The following is a 22,396-nucleotide window of genomic DNA, read 5'->3' as shown; positions in this document are numbered from 1 at the left end:
GTCATTCCTCCTCTGATCGCCGAGGCGTGGATCGCCGGGGCGTGGACTGCCGAGGCCGGGGCCGCAGGGCTCGTACGCCGACCAGGTCGTCGGCGACGGCGTCGGGAACCTCGCGGTCGAACCGGGCCAGCGCGGGGATCCGCATGGAGACCAGCGCGATCGTCACGATGACGAGGCCGAAGAGCACGTACATGAATCCGATGCCGCGGCCGGGTCCGATGCCGATGACCGCGCCGACCGTGGAGGCCAGCGCACCGCCGTCCACCAGCAGCGGGTCGAGCACCGAGGCGGCGTAGGGGGCGACCAGCCCGAACCCGATCGGCAGCGTGGACCAGGCGATGAGCGTGTTCATCGCGAACACCCGGCCGTGGAACCGCTGCGGCACCTTGACCTGCACGATCGTGGTGTAGATGCCGTTCATCAGCGTGATCCAGAGCGTGATGCCGCACACGCCGACGGCGATCACGGCCAGGTCGGCACGCAGGCCGGTGAGCAGGCAGAAGCAGCCCAGCACGAGGCTGCACAGCAGCACCCCGCGCAGGCGCAGGCGGCGCGGGCCGCCCCAGATGATCATGATGAGCGCGCCCGCGAACGTCCCGGCCCCGGCCAGGAAGGAGATCCTGCCGACGTCGGCGAGCCCGGCGAAGGCGAGCACCAGCGGCGAGAACATCAGCAGCAGCGGCGCGAGGAACACGTTCAGCACGACGAAGAACAGCAGCATGGCGACGAACCCGCGATGGCCGAGCGAGTACCGCAGCCCGCCCAGGATCTCGTCCTTGATCGACTCGCGGCGCCGCCAGGGCATGGTGGCCGGGAACCGCACCAGCAGCAGGACGACGATGGCGACCGCGTAACCGGCGATGTCGAGGAGGAGGATGCCGCCGAGCCCGATGGTCGACAGCAGGCCGACGGCGAAGATGGGCACGAGGAGCTGGGCGGTGCCGGTGCCGAGCTGGGTGATGCCGGCGGCGTGCCCGAGATAGTGCTTGGGCACGAGCTGCGGCACGGCCGAGAAGTACGCGAGCCGCTGGAACGTGAGCGCGACGGACAGGCAGCCCAGCAGCGGATAGATCATCTCCACGGCCATGTCGCCGGTCCACAGCAGCAGGCCGAACGCGAGCTGGATCGCGAACGCGGCGACGTCCCCCGCCAGCATCACCCGCCGCCGGCTCGTCCTGTCGATGATCGCCCCGGCGATCGGCGCGGCCAGCATCCCCGGCACCAGGCCCACGACCGCCATCAGGGCGAACTGCGCCACCGACCCGGTCGTGGTGTAGATCCACAGGGGTACGGCGAACTCCGTCAGCGCCGACCCCGTGACGGACACGAGCTGGCTCACCGCGACGGCGAGGAAGCGCGGGATGCCGGGCTGCGGGCCGGTGGGGGCGGGCATCGTGCCGGAGTGGGACACGTCGTGCAGCCACCAGGTGCGGTCGCCGCTTGGTTCGTGTTCCTCCGGATGGGCCGGTTCCGCCAGGTTCCCGTGGAGGGTGGTGACGATCTCGGCCAGCTCTTGCGCCCGATATTTCAGGAAAAAGTGCCCTGCCTCCGCGAGCACCACCACCGCCGACACCGACGTCAGGAAGTGCCACTCGCGGAAGCGTTCCTGGTAGTAGTCCGTCGCCGGGTCCTCGGTCCCCACGATGCTGATCACGGGGGCGCTCAGCCGTCGCGTGCCCGACGCGAACAGGCGGGTGTAGTACTCCTCGGCCTCCCGCGAGTCGCGGCGCATGTTCCGCACGATGCGTCGGGCCTGCGCGGGGTCGAGGTCGCTCATGTCCACGCCCTGCGAGATCAGCCAGTTGACGTAGCGCTGGTCGCTGCGGAGCCGCTCGGCCTCGGCGATCCTGGCGATCCGCGCCGTCACGCGGCCGCGCGGGCGGGCGAACGGGAAGATGCCGCCGATGTAGACGCCTTCGAGGTCCCGTCCCGCGGCCTCCAGCCGGCGGGCGATCTCCACGGTCAGGGCCGAGCCGACGCCGCAGTGGCCGTACAGCGCGATCGGGCCGTCGACCTTCTCCAGGATCTCGCGTACGCATCCCTCCGCGAGCTCGTCGAACGGCAGCCTGTCCTCGTCGACGCCCACGTCGTGACCGGGGATCGCCACCGACCACAGCGCGTGCCCGTCCGGCAGGGCGTCCGCGAGCGGCTGGTAGACGACCGCGCTGCCGCCGCCGTACGGGACGCACACGTAGCTCAGGACCGGGCTCATGCTGCGGACGGCGGTCAGCCGGTGCAGCAGCGAGCGGGGGCCGCGCCGGTCCGCCGGGGTGTCGGCGAGCGCGGCCAGCTCGCGGATGGTGCGGTGCTTGAACACGTCCATGACGCTGACCTCGGCGCCCGCCTGCTGGCGCAGCCGGGCCACCACCTGGGTCGCGAGCAGGGAGTGGCCGCCGAGGTCGAAGAAGTCGTCGTCGACGCCGACCGCCTCGACCTCCAGCAGGTCGCTCCAGATCGCGGCCAGCGCCCGTTCCGTCGGGGTGTCGGGGGCGATGAACTCGACCGCGGCGTCCCTGGTGGCGACGGGAGCGGGGAGCCGGCGGCGGTCCAGCTTGCCGTTGGGGCTCAGGGGCAGGGCGGCGAGGGTGACGTAGGCCGCGGGGACCATGTAGTCGGGGAGCGTCTTCTTCAGCTCGGCCCGGAGCGCGCCGTGGTCCAGTGCCTCGTCCAGGGCCTCGCCGGTGTCCGGGGTGACGTAGGCGACCAGGCGGTCGTCGCGGACGATCACGGCGGCGTCGCCGACGGCGGGCAGCGCGCGCAGGGCCGCCTCGATCTCGCCGGGCTCGATGCGCAGGCCGCGCAGCTTGACCTGGGCGTCCAGCCGGCCGAGGAACTCCAGGACTCCGTCGGGGCGGCGTCTGACCAGGTCGCCCGTGCGGTAGAGCCGCGATCCCGGCGGGCCGTAGGGGTCCGGCACGAACCGCTCGGCCGTGAGCGCGGGACGGTTCAGGTAGCCCCTGGCCAGGCCGGCGCCGCCGATGAACAGCTCGCCCGGCACCCCGATCGGCACCGGCGACATGGCGGCGTCCAGGACGTACAGGGTGGTGTTGGCGATCGGGGTGCCGATCGGGACGCGGGCCGCCGAGGCGAGGGTGTCAGGCAGGCAGTGCCAGGCGGACACGTCCACGGCCGCCTCGGTCGGGCCGTACAGGTTGTGGAGTTCGGCGGCGGGGAGCGTCGCGACGCAGCGGCGGGCCAGGTCGGCGGGCAGCTCCTCGCCCGAGCAGATCACCCGCCGCAGCGAACCGCAGCTCTCCGGGCCGTGTTCGGCGAGGAAGACGGCCAGCATCGACGGGACGAAATGGGCGGTGGTCACGCCTTCGGTGGTGATCAGCTTGCGCAGGTACGCGGCGTCCTTGTGGCCGCCCGGCGTCGCGAGCACCAGCCTCGCCCCGCGGCGTAGCGGCCAGAACAGCTCCCACACCGACACGTCGAAGCTCAGCGGCGTCTTCTGCGCCACGACGTCCGCGTCCCCCAGCCCGAACCGTTCCTGCATCCAGTCGAGCCGGTTGGCGATGCCGCCGTGCGTGTTCGGCACGCCCTTGGGCCGGCCGGTGGAGCCGGAGGTGTAGATGACGTAGGCGACGTCGTCGGGCCGCACGTCGGGAAGCGGGCCGGAGGCGCCGGTCCAGACGTCCGGATCGTCCAGGTCGAGGACGGTCGCGCTGGTCTGCGGCAGCTCGGGGCGGATCCCGCTCTGGGTGAGCACGACGGCCGGGGCGGCGTCCGCCAGCATGAACGCCACCCGGTCCGGCGGGTAGTCGGGGTCGATCGGCAGGTACGCCGCGCCCGACTTGAGCACGCCGAGCAGGCCGGGCAGCAGCTCCAGCGACCGCTCGGCGCACACCGCGACCACAGAGCCGGGGCCCGCCCCGAGGCCGCGCAGCGTGCGGGCGATCCGGTCCGCCGCCGCGTCCAGCTCGCCGTACGTCAGTGCGCGCCCCTCGAAGCGCACCGCGACCGCGTCGGGCGTGCGCGCCGCCTGGGCCTCGATGGGCCCGTGCAGCGTGGCCTCGCCCGGATAGTCGGCGGCGGTGTCGTTCCACCCGTCCAGGACCAGGCGGCGTTCGTCCTCGCCGAGCAGGTCGATCCGCGAGAGCCGGGTGCCCGGCCCGGCCGCGACCTGTTCCAGCAGCGCGCACAGGTGACCGGCGAGGCGTTCGACGGTGTCCGGCTCGAACAGGTCCGTGTTGTAGACGAACATCCCGCCGGAGTCGTCGCCGACGTACAGCTCCAGGTCGTACCGGGTCGCCCAGGCGTCCACGGGGAAGTCGGCCACGGTCAGCCCGGCGGGCGGGTCGATGGCCTCGTGGCGGTAGTTCTGCATCGCGAACATGACGCCGAACAGCGGCGACCTGGACACGTCGCGCGGCAGGTCCAGCTCCGAGACGAGCTGCTCGAACGGCAGGTCCTGGTGGGCGAAGGCGTCCAGGACGACGTTCCGCACCCGGTCGAGCAGCTCGGCGAAGGTCGGGTCGCCCGTCAGGTCCACCCGCATGGTCAGCATGTTGACGAAGCAGCCGATCACGCCGTCCAGCTCGGGAACCTGGCGGCCGGCCACCGGCGATCCCACGGCGACGTCCTCGACGCCCGCGTACCGGCCGAGCAGCGCGGCGAGCCCGGCCAGCATGATCATGTACGGGGTGGCCCGGTGCTCGCGCCCGAGCCGGGCCAGCCCGGCGGCCGCCTCGGGGCTGAGGGGGAACGGGTGGGCGGCGCCGGTGTAGGTGCGTTCCGGCGGGCGGGGCCGGTCGGTCGGCAGGTCCAGCGGTTCCAGGCCGGCCAGCATGTCCCGCCAGTAGTCCAGGTCGCGCCGGGAAGGGGCCAGGCCGCGCTGCCAGGCCGCGTAGTCGCCGTACCCCACCTGCGGGGCGGGCGGCGTGCGGCCGTCGTAGCGGGTGAAGACCTCGCGCATCAGCACGTCGGCCGACCAGCCGTCGGCGGCGATGTGGTGCACGGCGACCACCAGGACGTGATCGTCGTCGGCCAGCCGCACCAGCAGCGCCCGCGCCACCGGGCCCGCCGCCAGGTCGAACGGCACCGCCAGGAACCGCTCGACCAGCGCCTTCGCGGCGGCCTCGTCAGGCGCGTCGCGCACGGTCAGCGGGAGCGTGGCGTCGTCGGCGAGTACCACGCGCGGCCGGCCGTCCCCGGTGTCGGGGAAGCGCATGCGCAGCGCGTCGTGCCCGGCCACGACGGCGTCGAGCGCGTCGGCCAGGGCGCCGGCGTCCAGCGGCCCGCGCAGCCGCAACCTGATCGGGATGGTGAGCTGGGTGGTGCCCGGCGTGAACTGCTCCAGGAACCAGAGCCGCTCCTGCGCGTGCGACAGCGGCGGGGCCTCACCGGCGGCGCGCGCGGGGATGGTCCGGCGTTGCACCGCCGCCGCCCCGCGCCGCAGCCGTTGCGCCAGCAACGCCTGCTTGGCCGCCGACAACTCGTCCGGGCCGGTCACTCCCCCACCTCCAGCAGATCGTTCACCTCGGCGTCGGTGAGCGCGGAGAGCTGCTCGATCACCAACCGCTCGACCGCGGTCGCGAGCCCGGCGACGGTCGGCCGGTCGAACACCGTGCGAATCGGCACCTCCGTGTCGAGCGCGTTACGCAGCAGGGCCGCGACCCGGGTCGCCAGCAGGGAATGCCCGCCCAGGGCGAAGAAGTCGTCGTGTGCGCCGACCGCCTCGACGCCCAGCAGCTCACCCCAGATCCCGGCCACGAGCACCTCGGCGTCCGTGCGCGGCGGCACGAACTCCGCGACGGGTCCCGGCCCCGGCGCGGGCAGGGCCGCCACGTCCACCTTGCCGGTGATCGTGAGCGGCAGCGCCGCCAGACTCACCCAGGCCGTGGGCACCAGATGGGCCGGCAGGGTCGCGGCCAGGTGCGTACGCAGCTCGTTCGGCCCGGCGGGCCCGACCACGTACGCGGCCAGCCGTTCGGCGTCCGCCGTCACCACCGCCTGGCGGACACCCGGATGGGTCAGCAGGGCGGTCTCCACCTCACCCGGCTCCACCCGGAAGCCGCGGACCTTCACCTGGGCGTCGAACCGGCCGAGGAACTCCAGGGTCCCGTCCGGCCGCCGTCTCACGCGGTCGCCCGTACGGTAGAGCCTCGATCCCGGTGGGCCGGAAGGATCGGGGACGAACCGGTCGGCCGTCAGCGCCGGGCGTCCCAGGTAGCCCCGCGCCAGCCCCGCACCGCCCAGGCACAGCTCGCCGGGGAAGCCCGGCGGCACGGGCTCGCCGTACGGGCCGAGGACGTGCGCCGTGGTGCCGCCGATCGGCCGGCCGATGGGCGGGCGGCCGACGGTGTCCGCCTCGCCGAGGTCGGCGGCCGTGGCGATGACGGTGGCCTCCGTCGGCCCGTACGTGTTGACCAGCCGCACCCGGTCACCGAACCTGTCGCGCCAGCCGGCCACCGCCGCCGCGTGCACCTGTTCGCCGCCGAGGATCACCAGGCGCAGCGGCTCCGGCCAGGTCACGTCGTCGAGCGCCTCGGTGAGCCGGTGCCAGTAGGCGGTCGGCAGGTCCAGCACGGTGACCTGGCCGCCCGCCGGGGTACGCAGCGCGTCCGGCAGCGACGCGGCGCCGTCGGGCAGGAGCAGCACGCCCGCGCCCGATGTCAGCGCCGGGTACAGCTCCTCGGCGTGGGCGTCGAAGCTGAGCGACGCGAACTGCGCGACCCGGTCGTCCGGTCCGATGCCGTACGCCTCCCGCATCCAGCGCACCCGCCGTGCCAGGCTGCCGTGCTCGACCAGCACCCCCTTCGGCCGGCCCGTCGATCCGGACGTGTAGATCACGTACGCCGGGTCGTCCGGGTTCCGGCCGCCGGTCCATCCGTGCTCGCCGTGCCCGGGCTCGTCGGCGGACACGAGCACGACCGTCTCCGACGGCAACCTCGGCGCGAGCCCGGCGTCGGTCACCACCAGGCGGGCGCCGCTGTCACTGATCAGGAAGGCGAGCCGTTCGTCGGGATAGTCGGGATCGAGCGGCAGGTACGCGCCGCCGGCCCGCCACACGGCCAGCAACGCGACGACGGCCTCGGCCGACCGCGGCAGGCAGACGCCGACCACGCTCCCGGCCGCGACGCCGCGCCGCCGCAGGGCCGCCGCGAGCCGCGCCACCCTGGCGTCGAGCCGCGCGTAGCTCATCGCCTCGCCGCCCCACATCAGCGCCGTGGCCTCGGGGGTCGCGGCGACGGCCCGCTCGATGAGCGCGGGCACCGTCTCCGCGTCGTCCGGGACGACCGCCCCGGAGGTTGTCAGCATGGCCGCGTCGGCGTCCGTCAGCATCGGCAACCGCGAGATCGGGGTGCCGGGGGCGTCCGCGATGCCCCGGAGAAGCACCTCGAACCGCGCGGCCAGCCCCTCCACGGTGGCCGCGTGGTACCGGGTGGCGTCGTAGCCGAGCACCGCCAGCAGCCCCTGCTCGTTGCGCCAGGTCTCCAGGGACAGATCGAACTTCGTCTGGCGGTACCCGCCGTCGAACAGCCGCACCCCGAGGTCGCCGACCCGTTCCGGCGGGGTGCCCTCTCCCGCCTGGCTGTGCAGAATGATCATGGTTGCCAGCAGCGGGTTGCGATGGAGGTCGCGTGGCACGCCCAGCTCGCCGATGAGCCGTTCGAACGGCACGGTCCGGTGGGCGTGCGCGTCGAGCACGGTACGGCGGGTCGCGTCGAGCAGGTCGGAGAAGAGCGGGTCCCCCGTGAGGTCGCCGCGCAGGACCAGCGTGTCGGTGAGGTATCCGATGACCGGCTCCAGCTCCATCCGGTCCCGGGTCGCCCACGGCGTGCCGACCAGGATGTCGTCCTGTCCCGTGTGCCGGGCCAGCAGCACCTGGTAGGCGGCGACCAGCACCATGAACAGCGACGCGTTGTGCTCCTGCGCCAGCCGCTCCAGCCGGGACACCAGCTCCGCGGGCACCGGGAAGGTGTGGAACGCGCCCTCGGGCCGCTCCCCGCCGGGCAGGTCGGCGGGCAGGTCGAGCAGGGGCGGGTCGGCGAGCTGCGCGCGCCAGTAGGCCAGCGACTCCTCGGCGGCCTCGCCCGCGTCCCGTTCCCGCTGCCACAGCGCGATGTCGCCGTACTGGACCCGGAGCGGCGCGAGCTCCGCCGCCTCGTCCCGCGTCCTGGCCAGGTAGAGGGCGAACAGGTCGTCGAACAGGATCCCGAGCGACGTCCCGTCCGCGATGATGTGGTGCAGCACGAAGCACAGCACGTGGTCCCCCGGCCCGAGCCTGAGCAGGCTGACCCGCAGCGGCGGCGCCTCGGCCAGGTCGAACGGCGCGTTCGTCCGGTCGGCGACCAGCCGCTTGGCCCGCTCCTCCGCGTCGGGCGATCCTTCCAGGTCGAGGCGTTCGCAGGACACGCGACCGGGCGGATGGACGACCGCGACGGGCTCGCCGTCCACGTCGGCGAACGACGTGCGCAGGCTCTCGTGCCTGGCCACCACCGCGTCCAGCGCCTCCCCCAGCGCGCCGGTGTCCAGCTCGCCGCGCAGCCGCAGCACCAGGTACATGTTGTACGAGGCGTCGCCGAGGTCGAACTTCTGCAGGAACCAGAGCCGTTCCTGGACGAACGACAACGGCGGGTCGACCCCGTCAGGACGGGCCCGTACCTCCGCCGGCTCCGCGGGACCGGTCCGTTCCCCCCGCAGCCGGACGATCTCCTCGACGACCCCGTTGACGGTCGGGTCGTCGAAGAAGGCGTCCAGCGACACGTCCACGCCGAGGCTCTCCCTGATCCGGGCCGAGATCTGGGTGATGGTCAGCGAGTGCCCGCCGAGGTCGAACAGGTCGTCGTCGGCGCCGACCTCCTCCAGCTCCAGTACCTCGCACCAGATCCGCCGCACCTCCTCGGCCACCGTCACGTCGCCGTCCGTCCGCGGGCCCGCGGACGGGGCGGGGGTGGGGGCGGGGGCGGGGAGTGCGGCGCGGTCCAGCTTGCCGATCGGGTTCAGCGGGAGGGCGTCCAGCAGGACGTAGGCGCTCGGCACCGTGGCGGCGGGCAGGGTCCTGGCCAGGTGGGCGGCCAGGGTTCCGGCCTCGGGGGCGGCCGCGCCCGGCGCGGGCACGACGTAAGCGATCAGGCGGTGATCGTCCGTCTCCCCGTCACGGACGATCACTGCCGTCTCGCCGACCTGGGGGTGCTCCAGCAGCCGGGTCTCGATCTCGCCGAGCTCGACCCGATGGCCGAGCAGCTTCACCTGGCCGTCCTGGCGGCCGAGGAACTCGATCTCGCCGTCGGCCCGGTAACGGGCCAGATCGCCGGTACGGTACAGCCGCCCCCCGGGAGGACCGAAGGGATCAGGGACGAAACGCTCGGCCGTGCGCGCCGGTCTGCCCCGGTAGCCCCGCGCCACCCCGGCCCCGCCGATGCACAGCTCCCCCACGACGCCCGGCGGAACCGGGCGCAGCGCCGCGTCGAGCAGGTAGATCCGGGTGTTGGCGAGGGGACGGCCGATCGTGATCGGTTCGCCGGGTTCGCCCGGCTCGCCGTACGTGCTCCAGATGGTGGTCTCGGTCGGGCCGTACACGTTGACGACGCGGTCGCAGCGGGCGCGCAGCTCGTGCGCGAGCCCGGGCGGCAGCACCTCTCCCCCGGCCAGCGCGGTCACCCCGGCCAGGCCGCCGGGCAGCAGCAGCCGCCACACCGACGGCGTGGCCTGGACGTGCGTGACGCCCTGCTCGGCGACCAGCCGGGCCAGCGCCTCAGGCTGCCGCACCGCGCCGTGCGGCGCGACGACGACCCGGCCGCCGACGACCAGCGGCAGGTACAGCTCCAGTGCGCTGATGTCGAACGCGGGCGAGGTGAGCGCGAGCCAGGTGTCACCCGGTCCGGATCCGAGCTTGTCGCGCATGGCGAGCAGCAGGTTGGCCAGGTTGCCGTGATCGACCTCGACCCCCTTGGGCCGCCCCGTCGACCCCGAGGTGTAGATCACGTAGGCCGTCTCGCCGGGTCGTACCGGCTCGGCGTCCGCGACCGGTTCCCCGTCCGCCAGGAGCCCGTGATCCACCAGGAGCACGGGCCCGGCCAGCCCGTCCGGCACGGCGGACTCGGACAGCAGCAGTTCGGGACGGGCGTCCGCCACGATCATGGCGAGCCGTTCCGCGGGGTGGTCGGGATCCAGCGGCAGGTACGCGGCCCCTGCCCGGTGCACGGCGAGCAGGCAGACCAGGAGCAGGTCGGACCGCCGCAGGTGGACGGCGACGAGTTCCCCGCGCCCGACCCCGGCCTGCCGGATCCTGGCGGCCAGCCGCCCGGCCGCCGCGTCCAGCTCCGCGTAGGTGAGCGAGCGCTCCCCGGACGTGACGGCGCACGCGTCCGGACGGGCCCGCACCCGCTCGGCGAGCAGCCCCGGCAGCGTCGCCCCGGCGGGATAGGCGACCTCGGTGTCGTTCCACTCGACTAGCGTCCGCCGCGACTCCGCCTCGGGCATGACGTCCAGGTCGGCCAGGCGGGTGCCGGGATCGTCGGCGGCGTGCCGCAGCAGGGCGCGCAGACCGTCGGCGAACCCGGCCGCGACGTCCCGGTCCACGGCCGCCGGGTCGTACCGCACGCACAGGGCCGTCCCGTCAGGACCGTCCAGGATCTGCAGGTGCAGCGGGTTCCGCGCGCCTCCGCCGAACATCATGCGGTCCACGGCGACGCTCAGGCCGGGGAAGCCGGGCTCGGCCTCCTGCCTGCGGTAACTGATCGACACGGGCACGGCCGCGCCACGGGACGCCAGCACCCGTCCGGGCGGCACGTCACGGAACCTGTACACCGCGCGCAGCTCGTCGCGCAGCTCCCGGACGAACGCGCGGAACGCCTGGCCGGCCTCCGGCCGCGACAGCACGGGCAGCTCGCTGACGAACGGGCCGATGTGGTCGCGGGTCTCAGGGCCGCGCGTGGTCACGTCGATCGCCACCGCCACGTTCTCCGTGCCGTACCTGAACAGCAGCGCGTGCACCCCGGCGAGCAGCACCTCGAAGGTCGACGCGCCGGTCGCCCCGGCGACCTTCTCTGCGGCGCGGCCCAGCTCGTGGTCGAGCCCGGCGTCGATCTGCTCGCCCGGCCCGTACCGTCTGCCGGTACGCCGCTGCCTCGGCAGCACGATCTCGGCCGGCTCCGTCCAGCGCCCCGCCCAGAACTCCCGCGCCGCGGCCAGTGCGCCCGGCTCCGGCTCCTGCCAGGCGAACGGCAGCGGCTCCGCCGTACCGCCCGAGCCTGACGCGTAGAACCGGGCGAGGTCACGTACCAGGATGTCCTTGGACATGCCGTCGAAGACCAGATGATGGGCGACGAACAGCAGCAGGTGCCGATCAGGCCCCGCCGGCGCCAGCGTGAACCGCGCCAGAGGCCCCTTCTCCAGGTCGAACTCCCGCGCGCTCTCCTGCCTGATCAGCCGGTTGAGGGCGGCGGGCGAAGGATCGGGCAGGTCCGCGAGCGTCACGACCGGCTCGGCGGCGGGGACCAGCCGGAGCCCGTCGCCGCTCTCCGCGACGGCGGTGGCGAGCACCGGATGCCGGGCGACCACCCCGGCGCACGCGCCGAGCAGCGCGGACACGTCGAGATCGCCGTCGAACCACAGGGCGAGCGGCATGTGGTATGTCAGCCCCGCCCCCATGCGTGCGCCGACCCACATGTCCTGCTGGACGAACGAGGCCGGAATGCTCCACTGGCAGTGCGTCATGTGCGTTCTTCCTGTGTTCGGTGGGTCACGTGGAGCCGTCCGCCGGTGGTCCGAGCAGGTCACGCAGCCGCGACTTCACCACCTTGCCGAGGTGGTTCTTCGGCAGTTCGGACACGAACAGCAAGCGGCTCGGCAGCTCGTGCCTGGCGAGCCGGTCCATCAGGAACGTCCGGAGGTCGGCAGGGGTGACCGGGGACCGGGTCACGACGGCGGCCGCGGTGACCCGGCCGAGCACCGGATGGGGCACCCCGACCACGGCGGCCTCGGCGACCGACGGATGCTCGTACAGCGCGGCCTCCACCTGCAGCGTGGACACCTTGTGCGCGCCGGACTTGATGACGTCGCTCTCACGGTCGACGAGGTAGAGGTAGCCGTCCTCGTCGAGGTAGCCGACGTCGCCCATGCGCACCCAGCCGTCGCGGAAGACGTCGTCGCTCAGCCGCCGGTCGCGGTAGTACGAGCGAGTGCCGGCGGGCGAGCGCAGCCAGACCTCGCCCCGCTCCCCGGCCTTCGCGGGCCGCCCGTCCTCTCTGACGATCTTGAGGTCGCCGCCCGAGTGCGGCCGTCCCACCGACGCGGGCCGCCCGGGGTCCACGATCATCACGGTCTGCGCCGGAGCCGCCTCGGTCGAGGTGTAGTAGTTGACGATCGTCGCCTTCGGGAACGCCTTCGCCATCCCGGCCGCCACGGCGGGCGGCAGGCTGGCCGCGGTGGAGCCGAGCAGCCGCACGCTCGACAGGTCATGGCGTTCCTGGACGCGGGCGTTGAGCAGCTCGATGGCCATCGCGGGCACCACGAAGACCGTCCCCACCCCGTACGACTCGATCAGCCGGGCGAAGCGGGCGGGCGTGAAGCGCGGCAGGGTCAGCGCGGCCGGGCGCGCGCCCAGGGCGTTGACCAGCATGGTCTGTCCCGCGTTGCTGCCGATGGGGAACGCGTGCAGGAAATGCCGGGAGTGCAGGAGTGTGCGGCGCCGGGGGTCGGCGGAGACGCCGTGGGCGAGGTTGGCATGGGTGGCGCCGACCCCCTTGGCCCGGCCCGTGGTGCCGGACGTATAGATGATCTGCGCCAGCCCGCGGGGGGCGACGTCCCGCCGCACCGGGCCGTTCCCCGCCTGACCCGTCTCCTCAATCTCGGCGGGCGTCGCCCGCCAGGCGTCCACGTCCGGCGGGTCGACGCCGGGCCCGTGCAGGACGGCGCTCACGGAGCAGTCGGTCAGCGCGTGGCGCACCTCGGCCGGGGCCAGCCGGCCGGACAGCGGCACGGCGACGCAGCCGGCCCGCATGACCGCGCACCAGGCGACGGCGAGGTCGATCCAGTCCCGCTCGTCGAACACGAGTCCGACCCGTTCACCGGACGGCAGGCCGCGGTCGATCAGCGCCCGGGCGACCGCGTCGGACCGGTGGTCCCACGCGCCGAACGAGAGCGTCCCGACCTCGGCCACCACGAGGGCCGGGCCCTCCGGCTGCTCCTGGCCGCGCCGGGCGAGCAGGTCCGGAATCATGAGCCGAGTGTCACCGTTCACCACGACAAGTGACCGAAATATTTCGGGAACATGACCTACCCCCTGATTCGCATCCCCATGAGATCAGGCCCCATATGACCGCTTGGTCGGAAGAATAGGCAATCAGAGCCGGGCGCGACAGGGAAATGTTTAAGTATTTTTCCGAAACTTTCGGCCTCGGGGACGGGTCAAGGAATAGATCCGGCGCTCTGAGCGCTTCACGTGCACGCTGAGGTGCGTTCACCAGCGACACCAGCGACACCGACACGTAAGGAGACGACGTGACCACCGAGAAGGCCATCCTCGCCGGCGGCTGCTTCTGGGGCATGGAGGAGCTGTTCCGCCACCAGCCCGGCGTCGTGTCGACGCGCGTCGGCTACAGCGGCGGTGACGTCCCGAACGCCACCTACCGCAACCACGGCACCCACGCGGAGTCCATCGAGGTCGTCTACGACCCCGACAAGACCGACTTCCGCGCCCTGCTCGAGTTCTTCTTCCAGGTGCACGACCCCTCGACGAAGAACCGCCAGGGCAACGACATCGGCGCCAGCTACCGCTCCGCGATCTTCTACACCGACGAGGAGCAGAAGCGGATCGCCGAGGACACGATCGCCGACGTCGACGCCTCCGGCCTGTGGCCCGGCAAGGTCGTCACCGAGGTCACCCCGGCGGGCGACTTCTGGGAGGCCGAGCCCGAGCACCAGGACTACCTGCAGAAGTACCCCAACGGATACACCTGCCATTTCCCCCGGCCCAACTGGAAGCTCCCGAAGCGGGCGACGGCCTGACCCTCTCGTCCCGCCTCCCCGATCAGCCTTCGGGGTAGAACTTCGGGGTAGAAGAGGAAGAGCGCGCAGCCCGTGGTCGTCTGCGGGACGTGACGCGTGGTGTGCGCCGTTCCGGGCCTGCGGCCAGGTGAGGCTGAGACGCCGATCACATCCTTCCTGCTTGTTGCCTGGGAAGACGCGTCCCTTTGACGGCTGATGTCCGGCAATCGGCTAGCGTCCATTGCGGCATATGCGGGCAGAACCTGCCTGTATGCGCCAGACCCGCGGCAGCGGCTGCTCTGGCGGGACCGTACAGGAAGGAAGCGATGTGACCTCGGCAGAGTCGAAGACGCTGGGTGCCACACGATGAGCGTCGCGCTGGGCCTGCTGGCCATCTTCGTGCTCACCCTGGCCACCGGGTACTTCGTCGCCCAGGAGTTCGCCTACGTCAGCGCCGACCGGCTCGCGTTGTCGCAGCAGGCGGCCGCGGGCGACAAGAAGGCGGCCAAGGCCGTCAGGGTGATGGAACGGCTGTCGTTCATGCTGTCCGGCGCGCAGCTCGGCATCACCGTCACCGCGCTCGTGGTGGGGTTCATCGCCCGGCCGGCCCTGGCCGAGCTGATCTCGCCCGCGCTGACCGCTTTGGGCCTGCCCTCGGGCATGGTCGGCGCGGTGGCGCTGATCATCGGGTTCGCGCTGGCCACCATCATCCAGATGGTCCTCGGCGAGCTCGCCCCCAAGAACCTGGCGCTGGCCAGGCCGGAACCGCTGGCCCGCGCGCTGGCCGGCTCCACCCTGGTCTACCTGATGATCGCCGGGCCGATCATCAAACTGTTCGACGGCGCCGCCAACCGACTGCTGCGCGCCGTCGGCATCGAGCCCGTCGAGGAACTGCACCACGGCGCCACCCTGGAGGAGCTCGGCCACATCATCGGCGAGTCCGAGGCGCACGGTCACCTGCCCGGCAGCCAGGCCGACGTGCTGGAGCGGGCGCTCGCCTTCTCCGAGCACACCGCGGAAGAGGCGATGGTGCCCCGCGCCGACCTGGTCGCCGTCGCCGCCTCGGCCACCGTCGCCGAGCTGGACCAGCTCATCGCCGAACACGGCCACACCCACTACCCGGTGCTCTCCGACACCCTCGACGACGTGACCGGGCTGGTCAGCCTGCGCGACGTCGCCGCCGTGCCGGCCGGGCAGGTCGCCGTCACCCGCATCGGCGACCTGGCTCGCGACGTGCTGATCGTGCCCTTCTCCCAGCCGCTGCCCACCCTCGCCGCCCAGCTGCACGCCCGGGGCGAGGAGGTGGCGTGCGTGGTGGACGAGCACGGCGGCCTGGCCGGGCTGATCACCTGGGAGGACGTGGCCGAGGAACTCGTCGGCGAGATCGCCGACGAGAACGACGCCGACACCCGGTCCGCGGTACGACGCGGCGACGGCTGGGAGCTGGACGCGGGCCTGCGCATCGACGAGATCGCCCTGGCCACCGATCTGAACCTGCCGGACGAGGACGACTACGACACCCTGGCCGGGCTCATCCTGCAGCGGCTGGGCCGCTTCGCCGCCCCCGGCGACGTGATCACCGCCGACCTGCCCGCCACCCTCGACCCGGCCGCGCCCACCCACGCCCGCGTCGAGGTGCTGACCCTGAACCGGCACGTTCCCGAACGCGTCCGCCTCACCCCGTACCGGCACGAAGGCGAGCAGCCGTGAACCTGACCCTGGGCCTGGCCCTCACCCTGTTCCTGCTCATCGGCAACGGCTTCTTCGTCGCCGCCGAGTTCGCCCTGGTCGCCGCCAAGCGCCACCGCCTGGAGAAGGCCGCCGCCCAAGGCAGCCGCGCCGCCTCGGCGGCCCTGGCCGGGATCAAGGAACTGTCGCTCATGCTGGCCGGGGCGCAGCTCGGCATCACGCTCTGCTCGCTCGGTCTGGGCGTGGTCTCCGAGCCGCTCATCGCCGGCACCCTCACCCCGCTGTTCCACGCCGCCGGGCTGCCCGAGGCCGCCGCGCACGCGGTCGCCTTCGTCATCGCGCTGGCCATCGTCACCTTCCTGCACATGGTCCTGGGCGAGATGGCGCCCAAGTCCTGGGCGATCGCCCACCCGGAGCGCTCGGCCACCGCCCTGGCGCTGCCGTTCCGCGGCTTCACCCTGCTCGTCCGGCCGGTGATCGCCGTGCTGAACGCCGTCAGCGACGGCCTGCTGCGCCTGTTCAAGGTCCGCCCCCGGCAGGGCGACGCCAACCCGCGCACCCCCGAGCAGCTCCGGCACCTGGTCGAGGAGTCACGCCGGCTCGGCCTCATCGACGCCGACGACCACGCCGTGCTCAGCCAGGCCCTGCACGCCCCGAAGACCGGCATCGCCCCGCTGGTCACCCCGGCCGACCGGGTCGTCGGCGTGCCCCCCGACGCCTCCGCCCAGCAGATCATCGACGCCTGCCTGGACGCCGGCCGTTCCCGCCTGATCGTCGGCACCCTCGCCGACCCGGTCGGCGTGGTCCACCTGCGCGACGCCTACCTGGCCCGCCGCCGCGACCGTCCGGCCACCGCCGGGCGGCTCGCCTACCGCGCGCCCACCCTGTCCGCCGACGCCTCCGTCGCCGACGCGGTGGCGGCGCTGCGGGCCGGCCGGAGCCAGCTCGCGCTCGTCCGCGACGACGACGGGCGGACGACCGGCATCGTCAGCCTCGACGACCTGCTCGCCACCCTGCTGGTGCCGGCCTGACCTCTGGAGCGGGCGCTTCTCACAGGTAGGCGAGGGCCTCCCGGACGGTGACGCGCGAGGCGCGGGTGGCGGCGGCGTCCGTGGCCAGCGCCGCGCCGAGGAGGGCGAGCACGACCCAGATCCCCGCGCCGAGAGCCGAGATCCGGAACGGCAGGGGGACGTTCATGAACAGGTTGCCCAGGCCGGCGCCCAGGAGCCAGGTGAGCGCGATCGCCGGCACGACAGCGGCCAGGCATCCGGCGAGCGCCAGCAGGAGTCCCTCGGCGGCGACGATCCGGCGGACGGTCCGTGGCCGGGCCCCGATGGCGTGCATGATGCCGAACTCGCGGGTGCGGTCGAGCACGTTGGCGCTCATCGTCGAGGCCAGGCCGATGATGCCGATCACTCCCAAGGGGACGGCGATGCCCAGCAGGACCAGCAGCAACGGCCCCATGTGTCCCTCGCCGACCGCTTCGACACGGCTGACCGAGGCCGCCGACCGCACCGTGATCCCGGCGTCGGTCAGCTCGGCACGGACCGCCGCCGCGACCGCGTCGCGCGTGCGCTCGTCGTGCCCGGCGGTGTGAACCCGGAGCCGGTCGACCTGCTGGGGCCGTCCCTGGGCCGCTGCGAGCCCTTCGGCGGTCGCGTACACGTTGTCGCCGCCCCGCTCCTCGACGATCCCGGCCACCCGCCACGACGTGACCCGACCGTCGAGGAACAGCCGCACGCTGTCCCCCGGCGCCAGGCCCGGGATGGTCTTCTTCCTGACCGTCTGGCTGAGCACGACCGCGCCGGTCTCCCCCGGCCTCAGCCCGCGGCCTTCGAGGAGCCCCGGGAGCGTGGTGACGCCGGGGGGCAGCGCGGTCAGCGTGATGCGGCCGTGCCCCTGGTCGGGGTAGGTCCAGGTGACCGGGAACCCGCGCGGTCCCGCCACCCCCACCGGCGTGACGCCGAACCCTTCGGCCCGGGTGACGCCGGGCACCCGCCGGGCCGCCTCGACAGCGGCTTCCCTCGCGGCCGGGGCGCCCAACTGCACGTCCACGTCCCACCTACGCTGCGCCGCCTGTTCCCTGGTGATGGCGTCCACGCCGGTCTCGAGCGACATGCCGGCCACGAACACCGCGCCGGCCGCCGCCAGCAGCCCGGTCGAGAGCCAGAACCGGGCCGGTCGCCGCACCGTGTTGCGCAGCGCCATGAGCAGCCCGCGGTCGAGCCGGGGCGCCCGGCCGAAGCGCACCAGGAGGCGGCCCGGTCCCGACGCGGCCCCGTGATGGTCGATCGCCGCGCGTACGGTCGTCCGGCCGGCTTTGACCAGCGGCGGCAGCGCCATCAAGGGCGGCAGCCCGAGTCCGGCGGCCAGGATCACCGTGTACGCCCACCACGGCGCGGCCAGGCTGACCGGCTGGACGCCGAGGGCGGCCAGCAACGTGCCGAGGAACGTCCGGCCGATCCAGACGGCCGGGCCCAGCGCGACCAGCGTCGCCGCCGCCGCGACCAGCAAGGTCATGACGAGGTAGTAGCGTCCGATGGCGCCGGACCGGGCGCCGATCGCCTTCATGATGCCGATCTGCGGGATCTGCCGGGTGAACAGGGTGTTGAGCATGGTCGCCACCAGGATCGTGCTGAGCAGCAGCGCCGCGGCCCCGCCGGCCATCAGCGACAGCAGCAGCACGTCGGCCTGCCACTGGTGCGGGTGCGCGTACGGCTCGGGCGCCTGGATCTCGGCGACCGTCAGGCCCTGCTCGCTACGCAGCCAGTCGCCGACCTCGGTGGCGACGGCCACCACGCGGTCGCGGTCGCGGCTCGGCTCCCTCCCGCCCGGATCGGCGATCTGCAGTTTGACCTGGTCCAGGGGGATCGGGAGGGCCGTCGTGGCGGCGTAACCGCGCCCCCGCTGCTCCTGGGGCGACGGGGCGAGGCTGGGGTCGTACACGGTGCCGCCCACCCGCAGCCGCACCGGGCCGTCCGGTCCGTGGAGGGTGATCGGGTCGCCGACGGCCACGCCGAGCAGCGCGAGAGAGTCGGCCTCGAGCCGGATCTCCCCGTCAGGCGGCGGCCAGTGCCCCTGCCGCCCGAGGTCGAACCTCACCATCCGCATCGGATCGTCCGCCGCCGCCACGAACACCTGCAGCGGAATGTCCAGCACGTTCCCGCCGACCTCGACCGCGCCCTCGACCTGCGCCCGCCCGGCCGCCTCCAGCACACCCGGCCTGGTGCGCGCCGCGGCGAGGACCGACGCCATCCGCTCGGGGGTGACGCCCCGGTCGAGCACGAGGGTCGCCGAGGCCGGTCCGGTGCTCAGGTACGCTCCGCCGGTCTCCCTGCCGATGGCGGCCCAGGCGCTCAGCATGCCCCCGAACACCGTCAGGCTGACCGCGATCGCCACCACCATCAGCGCGAACCTGGACCAGCTCGCCCGCAGGTCGCGCCGGAGCTTCACCCTCAGCAGCGGGCTCATGCCGTCACCCCCTCGTCGGCGACGACCCGCCCGTCCCTCAGGACGATCTCCCGGCCCACGATGGACCTGATGTCGCGTTCGTGCGAGATCACCACGATCGTGCGCCCTTCGGCGTTCAGATCGGCGAACACCTCCAGGACGGCCTCGGCCGTCTGCGAGTCGAGGTTGCCCGTCGGCTCGTCGGCCAGCAGCAGCGGCGGATCGTTGGCCAGCGCGCGGGCGATCGCCGCCCGCTGCTGCTGCCCCCCGGACAGGGTGGCCGGCAGCTTGCCGGCCTGGTTGCTGATGCCGACCCGCTCCAGCAGCTCCATCGCCCGGTCGCGGCGTCGTACGGCGGGGATCGCGGACGCGAAGTCCATCGGCAGCATCACGTTCTCGGCCACCGTCAGCGTCGGCAGGAGCTGGAAGAACTGGAACACCAGCCCGACGGTGCGCCCCCGCCACTCCGCGAGCGCCGACTCCGACAGCCCGCCGAGATCGGTCCCCGACACCCGTACCGTGCCCGCCGAGGGCCGGTCGATCCCGGCGAGCAGATTGAGCAGCGTCGTCTTGCCGCTGCCGGACCGCCCCACGACCGCGACGAACTCCCCCGCCGCGATCGACAGGCTGAGCCGATCGACGGCGACCACCTCGCCCTCGCCGAGCGGATAAGCCTTCACCACATCAGTGATCTCGATCATTCGGGAGCCCCGTTCCGCGGAGTGTGACCGGCGGGGGACGCGCTCCCGCCATGGTCGGGAATCACATGACCCAGGCCGCCACCGCCGATGAGCATCCCGGCGATGACCAGCAGGACCACGATGGCCGCCGTGATCCCCGCCGCCTTCGCCCAGCGGGCCGGGCCTTCGCCTTCTCCAGCCATGCGCGCTCCTTCCGTACGCCGGTGTCATGACGGGCGATGACGCTACGAGCGCCGCGTACCGCGGCGAATCACCCCGCGAGCGGGTCTTCCGCCTCCCTGTCGCGTGGAGACCGATCCCCCCGCGGGGGGACGTCCGCCGTGAGGGTGCGGCGTTACCCTGGCCATGTCATGTCCTCGCCGGCCACCATCCGCTCGCGGGCGCTCCTCGACGCCGCTCTCGCGGCCGCCGTGTTCGCCGTGTCGCTGCTGCTGCTCGCCCACGACGGCCCCATGGCGATCCGGCCGACCAGCCGCGGGCTCGACCCGTTCAGCATCGGGCTCGTGGCCTGCGCGGCCGTGCCGTTCCTGCTCCGGCGGCGGTTCCCGCTGGTCGTCTACGCGGTGGCGGCGACGGTCAGCCTGGTCCTGGCCTGGTTCGGCTATCCGACCGGCCTGCTGCCCGGGCCCATCGCCGCCCTCTACCTGCTCGCCGCGAACGCGGGGTGGACGCTGCGCAGTGCCGCCGTGACCGCGGGATTGCTGCTCGCCTACCTCGCCGCCTCCGCCGAGGGCACCTTCCCGGTGATCGGGCTCGTGCACACCGCCCTGCCCTGGGCGGCGGCGTGGTTCGCCGGCGAGCGGACCAGGCTGCGCCGCCAGCAGATGGCCGAGCTGCGGCGACGCGCCGTGAATGCCGAGCGCGAGGCGGAGGGCGAACGCCGGCGCGCGGCGCGGGAGGCCGAGCGGGAGCGGCGGCTCGCCGTCGCCGAGGAACGCGCCCGGATCGCCCGCGACCTGCACGACTCGGCCGGCCACGCGATCAGCCTGATCGCCGTGCGGGCGGGCGCGGCCCGGCTGCGCCAGGACGGGGACACGCGGGCTCTGGAGGCGATCGAGGAGCTGGCCAGGCAGACGGTCTCGGACATCGACCGGCTCGTCGGCTCCTTACGCGACGACGACTCCGAACCCGCCACGCCGCCGGGGCTCGCCTCGCTCGACACGCTGCTCGCCCACCACCGCACCGCCGGACTCCGGGTGGAGCTCGACGTCATCGGCACGGCCAGGCCCCTGGGCGGGGCCGCCGACCAGGCCGCCTACCGCATCCTCCAGCAGGCCCTGGCCAACACCGCCCGCCACGGCACCGGTGACGCCCGCGTCGAACTCGACTACACCGGCCCCGACCTCGCGCTCACCGTCACCAACCCCGTTCAGGGCGCGCCCCTGCGAGCCCACGGTCACGGCGTCATCGGCATGCGCGAGCGAGCCGCCCTGGCCGGCGGAACCCTCGACGTCACCAGGCAGGAGGGCGCCTACCGCCTGCACGCCCGGCTCCCCTACGGAGGCTCCCCGCCATGACCCGCGTCCTGATCGCCGACGACGACCACCTCATGCGGGCCGGGCTGATCGAGCTGCTCACCGCCGACCCCGGCATCGAGATCGCCGGCCAGGCGGCCACGGGCCGTGAAGCCGTCGAACGGACCGGCCGGCTCACCCCCGACGTCGTGCTCATGGACGTACGGATGCCCGACCTGGACGGCATCGCCGCCACCCGGCAGCTCTCGCGTACGGCGCCTGAAGTGAAGATCCTCATCCTCACGACGTTCGAGCAGGACGACTACATCTTCGGCGCGCTGCGAGCCGGGGCGTCGGGCTTCCTGCTCAAGCGGGCCCGCCCGGAAGAGCTGATCGCCGCCGTGCACACCGTCGCCGCGGGAGACTCCCTCCTGTCCCCCTCCGTCACCCGGCGGGTGATCGACCGCCTGGCTCAGCAGCCCGTCCCCGACCTCGCCGACCAGTCCCGGCTCGGCACGCTGACCGCGCGGGAACGCGAGACACTCGAACTGATCGCCAAGGGGCTGTCCAACCGCGAGATCGCGGCCACCCTGGTCGTCGAGGAGTCGACCATCAGGACCCACGTGAAGCGCATCCTGATGAAACTCGGCCTCCGCGACCGCGTCCAGGCCGTGATCTTCGCCTACGAGAGCGGCATCAACCGCCCACGGCCTTAGCGGCTTGACCGCCGGCTCGCCCTCGATCCAGCGCGCGTAGCCGGCGGCCATGGCGTCTACTGGTGGGGCGCCTGCGCGAGCGACAGGCTGTTGCCGTCCGGGTCGAGGACCTCCACGTGCCGCACGCCGTTGCCGTAGGTGTCGACGGGCCCGTGCTCGATGCCGTGCGCGACCAGCCGGGCCAGGATGTCGTCGAGGTCGGTCACGCCGAGCGTGATCATGGTGCCGCCGACCCGGTCGGCCCGTACCTGCCGATCGTCGATCACGACCCACGCGTTCTCACCGACCTGCCACAGGTGCTCCTCGCCGATGAGCTCGTCCGCCGGCCGCCCGAAGAACACCTCGAACCACTTCTGCGAGGTCACCCGGTCACTCACGCACACGACGCTGTACAAGTCCACCGCAATCGCTCCTTCCAGTCGTTTCAAGAGTGAGACTTCTCCGGGGACCG

The 22,396-nt window shown here is 73.2% G+C and carries 12 protein-coding genes; 5 read left to right on the top strand and 7 right to left on the bottom strand.

Going from position 1 to position 22,396, the window contains the following annotated elements:
* Position 1: 1 nt before the first annotated feature.
* Genes ACGFI7_RS20875 through ACGFI7_RS20865 form a run of 3 tightly spaced genes read right to left on the bottom strand, consistent with a single transcriptional unit; the run spans position 2 to position 13,168 of the window.
* Entirely contained in the window at positions 2 to 5,452 is a 5,451-nt protein-coding gene (locus ACGFI7_RS20875) for an amino acid adenylation domain-containing protein (protein WP_393406716.1), read from the bottom strand.
* Positions 5,449 to 11,664, bottom strand: a complete 6,216-nt coding sequence (locus ACGFI7_RS20870; RefSeq protein WP_393406713.1) for an amino acid adenylation domain-containing protein — start codon at positions 11,662 to 11,664, stop codon at positions 5,449 to 5,451. The genes ACGFI7_RS20875 and ACGFI7_RS20870 overlap by 4 nt, the downstream gene beginning before the upstream one ends.
* Positions 11,665 to 11,689: 25 nt before the next feature.
* On the bottom strand, positions 11,690 to 13,168 hold the full coding sequence (locus ACGFI7_RS20865; RefSeq protein WP_393406710.1) for a class I adenylate-forming enzyme family protein: 1,479 nt from the start codon (positions 13,166 to 13,168) through the stop codon (positions 11,690 to 11,692).
* 281 nt (positions 13,169 to 13,449) lie between these two features.
* Here ACGFI7_RS20865 and msrA point away from each other — a divergent pair, with 281 nt between their 5' ends.
* The 3 genes from msrA to ACGFI7_RS20850 all read left to right on the top strand — a co-directional run bounded on the left by msrA (position 13,450) and on the right by ACGFI7_RS20850 (position 16,655).
* On the top strand, positions 13,450 to 13,956 hold the full coding sequence (gene msrA / locus ACGFI7_RS20860; protein WP_393406708.1) for a peptide-methionine (S)-S-oxide reductase MsrA: 507 nt from the start codon (positions 13,450 to 13,452) through the stop codon (positions 13,954 to 13,956).
* A gap of 345 nt (positions 13,957 to 14,301) precedes the next feature.
* A complete protein-coding gene (locus tag ACGFI7_RS20855) occupies positions 14,302 to 15,645 on the top strand; it encodes a hemolysin family protein (RefSeq protein WP_393406706.1) in 1,344 nt (447 codons plus the stop codon).
* Positions 15,642 to 16,655: a hemolysin family protein gene (locus ACGFI7_RS20850; protein ID WP_393406704.1), complete on the top strand. Its 1,014-nt coding sequence runs from the start codon at positions 15,642 to 15,644 to the stop codon at positions 16,653 to 16,655. The genes ACGFI7_RS20855 and ACGFI7_RS20850 overlap by 4 nt, the downstream gene beginning before the upstream one ends.
* Positions 16,656 to 16,674: 19 nt before the next feature.
* Here the strand turns inward: ACGFI7_RS20850 and ACGFI7_RS20845 are convergent, their stop codons facing one another.
* Genes ACGFI7_RS20845 through ACGFI7_RS20835 form a run of 3 tightly spaced genes read right to left on the bottom strand, consistent with a single transcriptional unit; the run spans position 16,675 to position 19,957 of the window.
* Entirely contained in the window at positions 16,675 to 19,095 is a 2,421-nt protein-coding gene (locus tag ACGFI7_RS20845) for an ABC transporter permease (RefSeq protein WP_393406701.1), read from the bottom strand.
* The gene (locus ACGFI7_RS20840; protein ID WP_393406699.1) at positions 19,092 to 19,775 is read right to left on the bottom strand and encodes an ABC transporter ATP-binding protein; all 684 of its coding nucleotides are present in this window, start codon (positions 19,773 to 19,775) and stop codon (positions 19,092 to 19,094) included. Before ACGFI7_RS20840 ends, ACGFI7_RS20845 begins: the two co-directional genes overlap by 4 nt.
* The gene (locus ACGFI7_RS20835) at positions 19,772 to 19,957 is read right to left on the bottom strand and encodes a hypothetical protein (RefSeq protein WP_393406697.1); all 186 of its coding nucleotides are present in this window, start codon (positions 19,955 to 19,957) and stop codon (positions 19,772 to 19,774) included. Before ACGFI7_RS20835 ends, ACGFI7_RS20840 begins: the two co-directional genes overlap by 4 nt.
* Positions 19,958 to 20,125: 168 nt before the next feature.
* On the opposite strand from ACGFI7_RS20835, the gene ACGFI7_RS20830 reads away from it, so the two are divergent.
* Positions 20,126 to 21,292 carry a sensor histidine kinase gene (locus ACGFI7_RS20830; RefSeq protein WP_393406695.1) on the top strand — a complete coding sequence of 389 codons (1,167 nt, stop codon included), beginning with the start codon at positions 20,126 to 20,128 and terminating at the stop codon, positions 21,290 to 21,292.
* A complete protein-coding gene (locus tag ACGFI7_RS20825; RefSeq protein ID WP_393406693.1) occupies positions 21,289 to 21,945 on the top strand; it encodes a response regulator in 657 nt (218 codons plus the stop codon). The genes ACGFI7_RS20830 and ACGFI7_RS20825 overlap by 4 nt, the downstream gene beginning before the upstream one ends.
* A 56-nt stretch (positions 21,946 to 22,001) precedes the next feature.
* Here the strand turns inward: ACGFI7_RS20825 and ACGFI7_RS20820 are convergent, their stop codons facing one another.
* Positions 22,002 to 22,346: a VOC family protein gene (locus tag ACGFI7_RS20820; RefSeq protein ID WP_393406690.1), complete on the bottom strand. Its 345-nt coding sequence runs from the start codon at positions 22,344 to 22,346 to the stop codon at positions 22,002 to 22,004.
* Positions 22,347 to 22,396 lie beyond the last annotated feature (50 nt).

The sequence above is a fragment of the Nonomuraea sp. NPDC048826 genome (assembly GCF_043198225.1).
Lineage (GTDB): Bacteria > Actinomycetota > Actinomycetes > Streptosporangiales > Streptosporangiaceae > Nonomuraea.
This window is presented reverse-complemented; position numbering and strand designations above follow the sequence as displayed.